The organism is Limosilactobacillus equigenerosi DSM 18793 = JCM 14505 (assembly GCF_001311375.1).
GTDB lineage: Bacteria > Bacillota > Bacilli > Lactobacillales > Lactobacillaceae > Limosilactobacillus > Limosilactobacillus equigenerosi.
Genome location: NZ_BBAS01000015.1, coordinates 23,198 through 35,872, shown reverse-complemented (window position 1 = coordinate 35,872; position 12,675 = coordinate 23,198). Strand labels below are relative to the sequence as shown.

Sequence of the window (12,675 nt, the reverse complement as noted above, 5' to 3'; positions counted from 1 at the left end):
CATTACCAAGGTCATGATGTTGGGATTATCGATCAGTTTAAGCATTATCCAGATTTAACTAGTGGCCTTGTTGATTATGCGATGGTCTTGGATAATCCAATTTATCAACGAGTTCACCGGCGGCAATCCTCAACGTATCAACAAGCAACGAAAGCCTTAACCGGTGTGTATGCAACTGATCCGGACTATGATTTGAAATTAAATCAGTTAATTGATTCATATCATTTAGATCGCTTTGATCGGTCGCCAGCAGCTAAACCAATTAAAAATCAATTGTCAACTAAGGAGGCTTCAGCGGCGTCGAAAACAGCCGGGAGAGCATCAGCTGCGCCAAACCAGGGCACTTGGCGATGGTCAATCCTCGGGGGGATTAGTTCCGCTGGGATATGGGTATTGGCAAAACGCTTTTGGTAATTACGGTGAAATGTTGACGCCAAGGTCAATCATCGGCTATCCTTGAAGTTAAAGATTTTGAGGAGGCAGAGTGATGACGGCGATTCAAGGACAATTACAAACTGCCCAGCACCAACACCAATTGGTCGAAGTGTACGGGTTTAATGACCCTGAAATGTTCGATATTGGCTATGTAGTTGGGATTGATGATGAATTTGTTTTACTGTTAGGCCATGATTGGGACGGTAAGATCAATGGATTAACCGCGATGCGCTTATCACGGATTACTAAGGTTGTAGTTGATGATGACTATTTAATTACCCTGAAATATAAGGCTGACGTAGCTCGTGAATATGATTACTATGATCGTTGGGAGTTAACGCAACAAGCAGCAACGACTGATTATGTAACGGACGGAATATTCCCCCAACTATTAAACCAGGTGTTTAATCAGCAGCAAGCACTCGTAATTGGGACGAATCAATATAATGGGAGTGATGAATTTCAAGGTTTCATTACGGAATTAAACGCGTGGTCGCTTACGATGCACTATTTTAATTCGCATGATTTATCATCGGTATGGGAATATCGGGTTCCGTTAGAAGAGATTGAATATCTGCGTTGCTTTGGTTACCAAGCTGCCCAAACGGAGCGGATTTTTGAGCGAGTCTTTCACCTGCCGAAGGGGGTAATGAAGAATGAAGAATAAGCAAACGAGGCGGATTTTTGGCTGGTGGTTGTTAATTGCGGTCATTTACTTATTAGTTCCAGATACTTTTATCTTATTAGCTGGTCATACTAAGCAGTTAACCGGCCAATTAATCGGGATTATGGGGATGTTAATCACATACCTTGGATTAATTTGGGGCGGCTGGCGCTTATATCGGCGGATTAATCACCTGAATAAGATGAAATTGACGGTTTTCCAGCGCCTTCAATGGGTGATTGGGATGTATTTCGTCTTGATTTTAATCGTGGGTGGATTGACACTGCTAAATCAATTAATTTACCATCAATCACAAACGGCGAATAATCAAGTAATTATTGACTTAGTTAAGCAAGGACCGTTAATGAAATGGTTATTTGGGGTGTCAACCATTATTTTTGCGCCAATTATTGAAGAATTAATTTTTCGAGGTTTAATGCTGAATCTTTGGCCGCATCCCCAAGCTACTTGGACGCCAATGGTTGTTTCATCAATCTTATTTAGTTTGGGACATGTCAGCTCAAATCCGATTAGTTTCCTAATTTATTTTGCAATGGGGATGTGCTTTGCTTATCTCTACCGGCAAACGGGGGATTTGAAAAATTCAATGTTGATCCATATTATTAATAACACGTTAGCGATGAGTAGTATTTTACTTATGTACTAAATCAAAACGCGGCCGAAGAAACAGCAATTAGTTTCTTAAGCCGCGTTTTTAGCTTTAATCAATTAACATGATGCCAATTCCAATTAGGAAACCTAAGTAAACGCTCCAATTTAAAAAGGGACGTCCAAAGGTGGTTCGAAGTTGGGTAAAGCAACTTTCCATGAGCCAACTTAATCCACCAAGATAAATAAGGTGAATCCAGGTGAAGATATGACTAGGCTGATTAATTATTTCGTAAATTAAATAACCAAATAAAATTAACAAGCATAACCGATTGAAGACTAATGCAAAGTTAATACGTTTGATTTTGGGCGAGTGAGTTCCGCTGTAAGTAACTGCAAGACAAACTAACATGATGAGACTAGGAAGATAATATTTCATTTGTATAAGCCATCCTTTGATTATATTGTACCATTACTGCGCCTAAGACTTGAAATTTAACTTTAAAATGAGTAGAATGGTATCTACGATTAAAAAGGGGGCAAACAGCATGACGTACTTTAAAGTTGGCGATTATGTGCAAGGGCCAAAGCTTGGACCATTAGAACATGAATTTGCTGGTGAAGTTGAAAAAGTCTACACGAATTCGATTTTAGTAGCAATTAAAGAATTTGATTCAAGCGATCAAAGTGGGGTCAATGAATTAAATAATCGCGCGGTAATCAGCAAAGGTGATGCTAAACTAGTGAAAGCCGTGCCACGGACCGAAGAAGATGAAGCTTTAGCCGCTGAAGAAGAAAAAGCTCAAGCGGCTAAGGAAGCAAAAGCAAATAAAAATAAATCTAAAAAAACTAGTGACAAATAGATTTAGTATGATATACTATATGAGTACCAAGTTGTTAGTACTTATATATGCGGGTATAGTTCAGTGGTAAAACATAACCTTCCCAAGGTTAAGTCGCGAGTTCGATTCTCGTTACCCGCTTTCATAAACGTCGGCTGTGAAGCCGGCGTTTTTTTAATTTTTCCATAAACTTAGTGAGATTAGCACCGTTAAATTTACTAACGTGCTAAAATGAAGCGAATTGATTGAAGGAGAAAAATTTATGCAATGGTTTCAACAAAGCTGGGCGACGGTCAAACGCGGTTGGCAACGCTGGGTAAAGCCATGGTTGCAACGTTTGGGTGCCTGGTTGAAAAAGTGGTGGCAACATCAACAACGATATCATAATTTATCACGCTGGCTGATTATTGTGGTATTAACAATCATTTTCCTTGGCAGTGCATATTTAACATTTGTGGCGAAGACGGCGCATGTTGATAAACTTCAAGCACGGTTAGAAACGAACACGGTGGTTTACGATAAAGATAAAGACCTAGCTGGTAGTATTTATTCGCAAAAAGGGACGTATGTGAAATTATCGCAAATTTCGCCTAACGTCCCAGCAGCCGTTTTATCAACGGAAGACCGAAATTTCTATCATGAGCATGGTTTTTCGATCCGTGGTTTGGCCCGGGCGATGGTATTGTTGGTACGGAATCGGTTGATGGGGAGTCAAGCGATTTCCGGTGGGGGAAGTACGCTAACCCAACAATTAGTAAAAAATGCCTTCTTAACGCAACAACAAACTTTTTCGCGGAAATTGAAGGAAATTTTTATTTCAATTGAAGTCGAAAATCAATATTCTAAAGACCAAATTTTAACGATGTATCTTAACAATGCCTATTTTGGAAATGGGGTTTGGGGCGTTCAAGATGCGGCGACCCGTTACTTCAATACGACGGCGGATCAACTAACGGTTCCGCAAGCGGCCACGCTAGCGGGAATGCTAACTTCACCGGGAATGTATGATCCGGTTCATCATCCCCTGGCTACCAAACAACGGCGGAATATGGTATTGAACTTGATGGTGAAAAATAAAAAAATTAACAGCTACTCAAGCTAAACAATATCAACAAACGCCATTGGTGGTAACTAACGGGTATGATGGTGGCGATTCGTATAAGTATCCATATTATTTTGATGCGGTGATTAGTGAAGCCATTCAGGAATATGGTTTAACTGAATCGGAAGTAATGAATAATGGCTATAAGATTTATACTACGCTTGATCAAGCCCAACAAAGCCAATTACAACGGGTATTTAATAATGACGATAATTTCCCAACGAGTAATGGAACGGGGGTCCAAGCGGCCACGATTGCGATGAACCCCAAGACTGGGGGCGTGCAAGCAGTTGTTGGTGGCCGGGGGGAACATGTTTTCCGTGGCTACAATCGCGCGACCCAAATGCGGCGGCAACCAGGCTCAACGATTAAACCGATCGTGGTTTATACGCCAGCGTTAGAAAAGGGGTATCAATTTGATTCGGACTTACAGGATAAATTAGCTAGTTATGGTTCGAATCATTATAAACCTAAGAATTATAGTAATACCTATCGAGGGCAAGTCCCAATGTATGAAGCTTTATATGAAAGCTTGAATGCGCCAGCGGTGTGGTTATTAAACAAAATAGGATTGAATGCTGGTTATAAAGCGGCCCAAGAATTTGGATTACCCGTTGAAAAGTCAGATAAGAATCTGGCGTTAGCGCTCGGGGGGATGACCAAAGGGGTTTCACCGCAACAATTAGCGCGGGCTTATTCTGCGTTTGCGGCTGATGGAAAGTTACCAACGGCCCATTATATTACCAAGATTTATGATGCTTCCGGGCAAGAAATTCCGCGGCAGACCAAAATTGAGCGGCATCAAATTATTTCCAATCAAGTGGCGGATCAAATGACAAGTATGATGATCGATGTCTTTAAGCAAGGAACGGGGGTGAGTGCCAAACCAAGTGGCTATACCTTAGCGGGTAAAACAGGGACACGGATTCGGGATTAAATGATGACCGGGATCGAGATAAATGGATTGTTGGTTATACTCCTGATTTAGTCGTGGCTACTTGGGAAGGTTATGATCATGCTGATCAGGAGCATTCATTGACAGACTTTGAAGATAATGATATTTATAGCTTATATAAGACACAGATGAGTCAATTATTACCGTTGACGAACGAATCCAGCTTTAAGGTTAAAGCCGCAAGTACCCGTGATCAAGCAGCCACAAGTTGGGAGGCAACGACCGATTTATGGGATAATGCTAAGTCGTGGTTTGATAATTTAACCCATTCAACACCAGACTTGAAGGAAAAAGCTGATGAAGCGTTAAATGAAGTCACTTCATGGTTCCGGTAGGCAGTAAGTAGCAAAACATGCTAAAATGGAATTATTGAATTAATGGAGGAAAAAAACAAACATGGTTAACATTTTTGATACGGCCAATGAATTGGCGCACCAAATGGTAGAAACGGATGAATACAAGGAATTAAAGGCAGCAGTTGAAGCTTTAAAGGCGGATGAAATTGCGGTTAAGTTATTCCGGGAATTCCAAAGTTCGCAAGCAGCTGCTCAACAAAAGGCCGCCCAAGGGACGGAATTATCTGAAGATGAAATGAACAAGATTCAAGATATGGCCAAGCAAGTTAGCGCCCAACCATCAATTGTGAAGTTGATGGAAAAGGAACAACGGATGAACCAAATGATCCAACAAATTGATCAAAACGTAACGAGTCCGATTCGTGGACTTTACGCTGATTTGTTTGAAGCTCCAGCTGATAAGTAAACGAATGATTGAAGAAGCCGCGAGAAGAATTACGCAATTAGTTGGTGATTCACTCGCGGCTTTTGATGTGATTAGAAGGGAGCAGTTGGATGCAAATTAAGTCAATTGAAAATAATCAAGGGGTCGAATTATTTGCCTTAATCCAAGATGCGCAAGTACGCACGGCGCGGAATGGCAGTCAATATTTAAGCCTGACATTTAGCGACCCCACGGGAACGATTGGAGCTAACTTGTGGGATGCCACAGCTGACCAAATTGCGGACTTTTTACCGGGACGCGTGGTTTATTTAACCGGACAAGGGAGTAGTTATCAAGATAAACTGCAATTAACCTTACAAACCTTGCGATTAGCCACCGCCGAAGAACCTAGTGATCCAAGTTTGTACGTCGCGCGAGTGGCGATTAGTGAAGAAGAATTAAAATCGGGGTTACGCCCTTTTTTTGCGGCGATTCAGACGCCAGTATACCGGACGATTGTTAGTTCATTATTAGGGACGGCGGGGGAACGCTTCTTTACCTATCCAGCTGCGAAGCAAAATCATCATGCCTTGGTAGGGGGATTGGCTTGGCATACGCTCTCAATCTTACGGTTAGCGCAAAGTGTAAGTCAGTTATATGCTGGGATTAATACGGACTTACTATATGCTGGGATTTTGTTGCATGACTGTGGTAAGTTAGTTGAATTGTCAGGTCCCGTGGCGACGCAATATACTACGGCCGGGAATTTACTTGGCCATATTTCAATCGTGGACGGTGAAATTGTGCAGCTTGTTTAGCCAATCAACTTGATCCCAATGATGATCAAGTGGTCTTGTTGCGCCATTTAATTTTAGCCCACCATGGACGCTTAGAGTATGGATCGCCAGTTAAACCCCAGTTATTAGAAGCACAAATATTGCACCAATTAGATGATTTAGATGCTTCAATTGTGGAAGTGCAACAAGCCCTCGCTGAAGTGCAACCAGGGGAATTTTCACCGCGGATTTTTGCGCTAGATAATCGAAAATTTTACCAACCAACGCAACCAGAATAAGTGATTAGTGGTAAATTAGCCAAAGTGTGGTATATTAGTACAGTATTAAGAAAAGGATGTGAAAATTTTGAAGTATAAGAAGATTGTAACAATTATGGCGGGATTAGCCTTAATGGGTCCTTTGGCCGCCTGTGGAAATCGCGTAATGGCAACGACAAGTGGTGGTAAGATTACCCAAGACCAATACTACAAGAAGTTAAAGCAAAGCTCAGCCGGTCAAGAAGTGATGCAACAAATGATTTTGGATCAAGTCTTGGAAAAGCAATACGGCAAGCAAGTTACCGATAAGAAGGTAAATGCCCAATTTAATTCTTACAAAGATTCATACGGGGCTGCCTTTAACACGATGTTGCAACAAAATGGGATGACGGCCCAATCCTTCAAGGATCGGTTGAAGTCGCAAATGCTGATGGAAGCGGCCGTGCGGGCAGATTCTAAGTTCACGAAGAGTGCCTTAGAAAAGCAATGGAAGGAATTCCAACCTAAAGTTTCAACAGCGATGATTGTAGTGAACAGCCAATCAGATGCGCAAAGTATCATTGATGAAGTGAATGGGGCAAGTAATAAGCTCAGCACCTTTAAGAAATTAGCTAAGTCCAAGTCAATTGATGACTCCACGGCTGCTAATGGTGGGGTAATGCCAGCCTTTGACAATACCAACTCAACATTACCAGAAAACGTTCGGAAAGCGGCGTTTGAACTTCAAAATGGTGAAGTAACGGCGGAACCAATCGAAACGGAAAATGGTTACTACGTGATTTACATGATTAAGCACCCAGCCAAGGGAACTTACAAGCAACACATTAATGATTTGAAAGATCAAATCGTAACGAAGAATATGAATAACCAAGCCTTTGCTAAGAAGGTAGTTGCCAAGGCCTTAAAGAACGGAAATGTTTCAATTAAGGATAATGACTTAAAGGGAATTTTGTCCGGTTACTTAACGCCAACCACGACGAATAATAAATAATTAAATCGCAAAAGGTCGCTAGCCAAAAATGGTTAGCGACCTTTTTGAGTTAAATGGATGTTAGTACGTGGCTCACGACTTGGTAACTACGCTCGCCCAGCAGTCTCCTCGAGGATAACTACACCCAACCGCTGGTCCTAGTTACACTAGTCCCAACGAGTGGTTTAGGTTATCCCAACGGGGACTTTGATAGCTGAGCTCGCGACCTGATTGTAACTACGTTCGGCGGACTATCTTCTACGGCAGCATTGTAACTTCGCTCACCGAGCAGTCGCCTAGGACTAAGCTAAAATGGACTCCGACGTGTGCCACGTCAAAGCTCATTTCAGACTTAGCCTACCGGCGACTTTAACGCTCGGTTCACACCCTGATTTTGTAACTACGTTCGCCACGCGGAAGCCTAGTGCCTAATTACGACAAAACCGCCGACCCTAGCATAGCTAGTGCCAACGGTTTGTCTAGATTAGGACACGGCTCCCTTTTTGCGTGGCTCACGACCTGGATAGTAACTACGCTCGGCGGACAACCACCTAGTCATAACGAAAAACTGACGCCGACGGATATACTATCCGTCAACGCCAGTTTCACCGTTATGATACGGCGGTTTTATCGTCCGCCTCACGACCTGGGGGTAACGCTAATTGTGGTTTGCCCCCGGAAGGTTACGAAACCAGGTTTGGCTCCGTTAGGTTTATGGAGATTTTTCGCCGGTAAGTAATCGACTTGAACATGGCTGCTATTGCGTCCTTTGGAATAATAAGCCGCTAGTTGGGCGACTTCGATAATTTCTTCCTCGCTTGGATGGGCGTTTTTTTAAAATGACATGGGAACCTGGAAGATCCTTAACGTGGAACCAAAGGTCATCTTTGTTGGCCGTCTTAAATGATAATTCATCATTTTGACGGTTATTTTTACCAACGAGCACAACGGAGCCGGCGGTCGTGGTAAATTTAGCTGGTTGACTTGGAGCCGGTTTCCGGACTTTTGTCTTGCCACTTGCTTGTTTTAGATAGCCTTGTTCTTGGAGTTCGAGTCGAATATCTTGAATATCGGCCGGAGCAGCCAATTCAATTTGTGCAAGGATATTAGCTAAGTAATCAGCTTCACTTTGTGCCAAAGTGAGTTGTTCATTGACGTATTCGACCGAAGTTTTGAGTTTATTGTACTTGGTGAAGTAACGTTGGGCATTTCGCGATGGCGATAATTCTGGTGCTAATTGGATTTTTAGTGGGACGTTATTATCGTAGAAATTCGGTAATTCGATTTCAGTCATTCCTGGTTGTAATTGATACAAATAGGTAGTTAAAATTTCCCCACGAATCCGGTAGTAATCGGCCTTGGCGGCATCGGCAAGCTCCTGGTTTAACTTTTTGATTTTGCGCCGATCTTTCTTTAAGTGATTGCTGACGACTTTAATGACTTGTCCAGCCAGTTCTTTGGCCCGGTCACGTTCAGCCTTTTCGGCATAAAATTGATCTAGCAGGTCGGATAACGTCGGAAAAGTTTGAACGTGCTTGGCGGTTGCTGGGGTAAACGCCTCAAAGCTGAGTTTACCACGCTCATCAGTAATCAAACTGGGCGTGGGATGATTAAAGGTCGCTAAAAATTGTTCGTAGGCTTGGGCATGATTGTCACTTAACAATCGGTGTGCTAATTCGCGTGCACTACTTGGACCGAACCCTTGATATTGTTGTTGAAGGGCTGGAGATAAATTTTCAGCATCATTAAATTGCTTGGCTAAATCGGAGTAATGTTGGTTGGGTAAGTACGGATTGGTCCGCGTTTGGGCTGGTGGCATGACAAAGGTAGCACCGGGTAACAGGGTCCGCACCCGGTTTTGGTCGCTGCCAACGTGTTTAATCGTATCGATAATTTTATTGGTCGTGGCATTGAATAAAATGACATTACTGTGCCGACTCATGATTTCTAATTGTAAAATTAAAGTTTGTAAGTCCCCCAGTTCATCTCGGCGGGTGAAGTGGATTTGGACAATTCGGTCATTATCAACTTGCGTAATCTGATCGACAATCGCTCCTTCTAAATACTTTCGTAAGGTCATCGTATAGTTTGAAGGGACCGCTGGGTTTTGGTATGGAATTTTAGTAACTTGAATCCGCGGGTAAGCCGGATTAGCGGATAATAATAAGGGATAATTCGTGCGATTAGCCCGGATAACTAAGAGTAATTCGAGGGGGTAGGGTTGGTTAATCTTAGTCACACGTCCTCCCGCGAGCGTCGTATTTAATTCGTGGACCATTGCATGGGTAAATAAACCGTCAAATGCCATTAATCGGTGCCTCCAATTTAAAATCTAATGTTATTATTATACTTGATTTGAAAGAGTTTGAGTAATTAATTGAATTACGGTATCATATTAAGAAGTGTAAATAATTATTGACGGAGGAAAAAAACGATGAAGATTGCGATCGTGACAGATAGTACGGCTTACTTAACACCGGACGAAATCACGGCCAACAACATTCGCGTGGTGCCAATTCCCGTGATTTTTGGCGACCAAGTTTATGAAGAAGGCGTCAACATTACGAATGAAGAATTTTATGCCAAATTAGCAACGAGCAAGGACTTTCCAAGTACGTCTCAACCACCAATTGGGCAACTAATGGAAACCTACGAACAATTAGCGGCGGAAGGGTATGAAGCAGTGATTAGTATTCACTTATCTTCATCAATTTCAGGGTTAATTAACACCGTGCATCAATTAGCTGAGCAAATGGCGGATACGATTAAGATTGTGCCTTTGACTCCCATTTAACGATTCGGATGATGGGGGAATTAGCGTTAGAAGGAACCCGGTTAGTGGCCGCGGGCGATGACTTGGACACGGTGGTGGCAAAGTTATCACAATTCCGGGATACGTTTAATAATTTATTTGTGGTTGACGACTTACAAAATCTAGTGCGCGGGGGCCGGTTATCAAATGCCCAAGCGTTTGTGGGCTCAGTTTTAAAAATTAAACCATTATTAACGATGCACACGGAAAACTATGCTATCGAAGCCTTTGAAAAGGTGCGGTCAATGAAGAAGGCCAAGGCGCGAGTCGAAGAATTGTTTGCCCAAGACTTAGCCACGCTAGATTATCCCGTCCGGGCGTTTGTGATTCATGCGAACGCTGAGGAAGCGGGGGAAGCTTGGCGAGAAAGTCTGGCGGAAAAGTATCCTGACGTTGACTTTGCATTAAGTTACTTTGGTCCGGTTATTGGCACGCACTTAGGGGCCGGTGCCTTAGCCATTGTCTGGATGCAAGATACGACGAAACAACCATTAGGGTAATTGACGATGCGATTACGACGCGAACAAATCTTAATTATGGTGATGTTAGGTTTGCTAACCATTGTTGGAAGCTTAGTCCAATGGCGGTATGCAACGAACCTGGGGATTGTGGCGATCGATTTTATGGCTCTTGGGATTCTGACCTTAATTAGTTTATGGGGGGGCTGGCTAAGTGTCATCATTGGCTTAGGGTTGGGTATCCTTTTAACGATTTTATCCCCAATCGCTTGGCCCAATTTAGTATTTAATGGGCTAATCATTATTAGTTGGTGGTGGGCTTGGGGCCGACAATTACCGCTTCACCAAGAATTAAATTCAATCCAACGAGCTCGCCTAGGCTTTCTAGCGACTGGTATTCAATTTATGGCCGGGTTATTATTAACGGCGACGACGATGCCTGTGGCGGAGTTTAATCGGTTATGGTGGTTAAAATTTACCCAGGCCGGCTTACTATGGTTAGTGAGTGCCGTTGTGATTGGTGGCGGTATGATGCTCTTAAATTGGTGGCTTGAACCATGGTGGCATCAAAATGATCGGAGTGAACATATTCAAGGGGCGGTCGAAGCTCATTTTGGTCCGCATGACGAAACCAAAGAATAGTTAATTAAAGCTCGGTACCTAACTTTTAGGTAGCGAGCTTTAATTTCGCGCTTCAATCGAATTTTAAGTATAATGATAAAGTTAGGTTGAAGAAAGGAAAGAATGATAATGGTAAAAGTATTAGTAGTTGGTGCCTCAGGCCGGGTTGGACAAATAGTGGTAGAAACATTAGTTAAGCAAGGCCAAGCGGTAGTTGCGGCTAGTCGGCATCCCCAAACAGTGGCTAGTGATTTGGTGACCCCAATTGCGTTTGATTTACACCAATCAGTGGCCGAAATGGTGGCAAAATTGAATGATATTGAAGCCATCATTTTCGCTGGAGGTTCACGGGGGAAAGACCTTTTACAAACTGATTTAAATGGGGCCGTCAAATTAATGCAAGCGGCCCAACAAACAGGGGTTAAGCGGTTTATTATGCTCAGCTCACTGTATTCACTCGACCAAGCTAAATGGACGCAAATTCCGGCGTTAGCGCAACTTATGGATTATAATATTGCCAAATATTTTGCTGATCAATGGTTGGTTAATCAAACAAACTTAGATTATACGATTGTGCAAGCTGGGGCCTTAACGGAGGACACTGCTACCGGTCAAGTCAGTTTTGATGGTCAACCGGGGGCGAATACGATTGAAGATGTTGCCAACGTCTTAGTGGCGACATTAACGGCGCCAAATACGATTGGCAAAGTCATTGGAATGCGCAATGGGGACCAATCAATTAAGACTGCTATCGAAAATATTCGATGAGAATTTGCTCATGTTTTAAGATTGTGCTAAATTATTTAAATTGACAAAATGGTAAAGGAGAATTGATTTATGCATTTAGAAAAGGCTCAATTATCTGATTTAGATCGTGTAATTGAAATTTTAAAAGATGGTCGAAACCAGTTATCTGAAAGTGGAATTGACCAATGGCAAGGGGATTATCCTAACCGTGAACATGTGAAGGAAGACATTGAAAATGGCTATGCCTACTTAGTCCATTCGGATGACCATGAAACGGTCGGAACGTTTGCAATGGTGCCAGGTCCAGATCCACTCTATGATGAATTAGACGGCCAATGGTTACTTGATACGGATGCTTACTTGGTAATCCACCGAGTTGCTATTCACTCCGACCACGCCGGCAATGGTTATGCCTCTGGTTTATTTGTGGCGGTCATTGATTACATTAAGGAACACCGTACGGATATTGATTCCATTCGAATTGATACGCATGAACACAACGCGCCAATGCAACACTTGATTGAAAAGTATGGGTTTAAGCGCGTAGGGACGTTACATGGGGTATATCGTCCGGAAGAAACATCATACGTTTACGAAAACGTACGTGAAAAATAATGTTTAAAATAAAACTTGCAACGTCAAGCGGATAGTTTGGCGTTGCAAGTTTTTGTTATGATTAAATTTTA

Annotated in this window: 9 protein-coding genes, 1 tRNA gene and 4 pseudogenes; 13 read left to right on the top strand and 1 reads right to left on the bottom strand. The window is 42.6% G+C overall.

All coding sequences use genetic code 11. The annotated features are described in order from the left end of the window. From JCM14505_RS09140 to JCM14505_RS06925, 9 genes and pseudogenes are all read left to right on the top strand, one after another. Positions 1–414: glucosaminidase domain-containing protein (locus JCM14505_RS09140; RefSeq protein ID WP_369395516.1), on the top strand; the 414-nt coding region annotated here is incomplete at its 5' end. A 73-nt stretch (positions 415–487) separates the two neighbouring features. After that, positions 488–1,102 carry a hypothetical protein gene (locus JCM14505_RS06965; RefSeq protein WP_054653650.1) on the top strand — a complete coding sequence of 205 codons (615 nt, stop codon included), beginning with the start codon at positions 488–490 and terminating at the stop codon, positions 1,100–1,102. Next, entirely contained in the window at positions 1,092–1,766 is a 675-nt protein-coding gene (locus tag JCM14505_RS06960; protein WP_054653648.1) for a CPBP family intramembrane glutamic endopeptidase, read from the top strand. The genes JCM14505_RS06965 and JCM14505_RS06960 overlap by 11 nt, the downstream gene beginning before the upstream one ends. A gap of 490 nt (positions 1,767–2,256) precedes the next feature. After that, a complete protein-coding gene (locus tag JCM14505_RS06950) occupies positions 2,257–2,571 on the top strand; it encodes a hypothetical protein (protein ID WP_054653644.1) in 315 nt (104 codons plus the stop codon). Between the two features lie 49 nt (positions 2,572–2,620). Beyond that, a tRNA-Gly gene (locus JCM14505_RS06945) sits at positions 2,621–2,691 on the top strand. A gap of 121 nt (positions 2,692–2,812) precedes the next feature. Further along, positions 2,813–4,942: pseudogene (locus JCM14505_RS06940) on the top strand (PBP1A family penicillin-binding protein). Between the two features lie 61 nt (positions 4,943–5,003). Continuing rightward, positions 5,004–5,369, top strand: coding sequence for a YlbF family regulator (locus tag JCM14505_RS06935; RefSeq protein WP_054653642.1), 366 nt, complete (start codon positions 5,004–5,006; stop codon positions 5,367–5,369). Positions 5,370–5,458: 89 nt separating this feature from the next. Then, positions 5,459–6,402 (top strand): annotated as a pseudogene (locus JCM14505_RS06930) (3'-5' exoribonuclease YhaM family protein). A gap of 67 nt (positions 6,403–6,469) precedes the next feature. Then, positions 6,470–7,372: a peptidylprolyl isomerase gene (locus tag JCM14505_RS06925; RefSeq protein WP_054653640.1), complete on the top strand. Its 903-nt coding sequence runs from the start codon at positions 6,470–6,472 to the stop codon at positions 7,370–7,372. 618 nt (positions 7,373–7,990) lie between these two features. On the opposite strand, the pseudogene JCM14505_RS06920 reads toward JCM14505_RS06925, so the two are convergent. Continuing rightward, positions 7,991–9,659, bottom strand: a pseudogene (locus JCM14505_RS06920) (NFACT RNA binding domain-containing protein). A gap of 126 nt (positions 9,660–9,785) precedes the next feature. On the opposite strand from JCM14505_RS06920, the pseudogene JCM14505_RS06915 reads away from it, so the two are divergent. The 4 genes and pseudogenes from JCM14505_RS06915 (at position 9,786) to JCM14505_RS06900 (ending at position 12,604) form a co-directional block, all read left to right on the top strand. Further along, positions 9,786–10,663 (top strand): annotated as a pseudogene (locus tag JCM14505_RS06915) (DegV family protein). Positions 10,664–10,669: 6 nt separating this feature from the next. Continuing rightward, entirely contained in the window at positions 10,670–11,263 is a 594-nt protein-coding gene (locus JCM14505_RS06910; RefSeq protein WP_054653638.1) for a hypothetical protein, read from the top strand. Positions 11,264–11,371: 108 nt separating this feature from the next. After that, positions 11,372–12,010 (top strand): NAD(P)H-binding protein, encoded by a 639-nt coding sequence (locus JCM14505_RS06905; RefSeq protein WP_054653636.1) that lies wholly within the window; start codon positions 11,372–11,374, stop codon positions 12,008–12,010. A 69-nt stretch (positions 12,011–12,079) separates the two neighbouring features. Next, entirely contained in the window at positions 12,080–12,604 is a 525-nt protein-coding gene (locus JCM14505_RS06900) for a GNAT family N-acetyltransferase (protein ID WP_054653634.1), read from the top strand. Positions 12,605–12,675 lie beyond the last annotated feature (71 nt).

Excerpts from the sequence above, each read along its gene's own strand:
- JCM14505_RS06965 (WP_054653650.1), top strand. The coding sequence starts at position 488 with ATGACGGCGATTCAAGGACAATTACAAACTGCCCAGCACCAACACCAA.
- JCM14505_RS06960 (WP_054653648.1), top strand. The coding sequence starts at position 1,092 with ATGAAGAATAAGCAAACGAGGCGGATTTTTGGCTGGTGGTTGTTAATT.
- JCM14505_RS06950 (WP_054653644.1), top strand. The coding sequence starts at position 2,257 with ATGACGTACTTTAAAGTTGGCGATTATGTGCAAGGGCCAAAGCTTGGA.
- JCM14505_RS06935 (WP_054653642.1), top strand. The coding sequence starts at position 5,004 with ATGGTTAACATTTTTGATACGGCCAATGAATTGGCGCACCAAATGGTA.
- JCM14505_RS06910 (WP_054653638.1), top strand. The coding sequence starts at position 10,670 with ATGCGATTACGACGCGAACAAATCTTAATTATGGTGATGTTAGGTTTG.
- JCM14505_RS06905 (WP_054653636.1), top strand. The coding sequence starts at position 11,372 with ATGGTAAAAGTATTAGTAGTTGGTGCCTCAGGCCGGGTTGGACAAATA.
- JCM14505_RS06900 (WP_054653634.1), top strand. The coding sequence starts at position 12,080 with ATGCATTTAGAAAAGGCTCAATTATCTGATTTAGATCGTGTAATTGAA.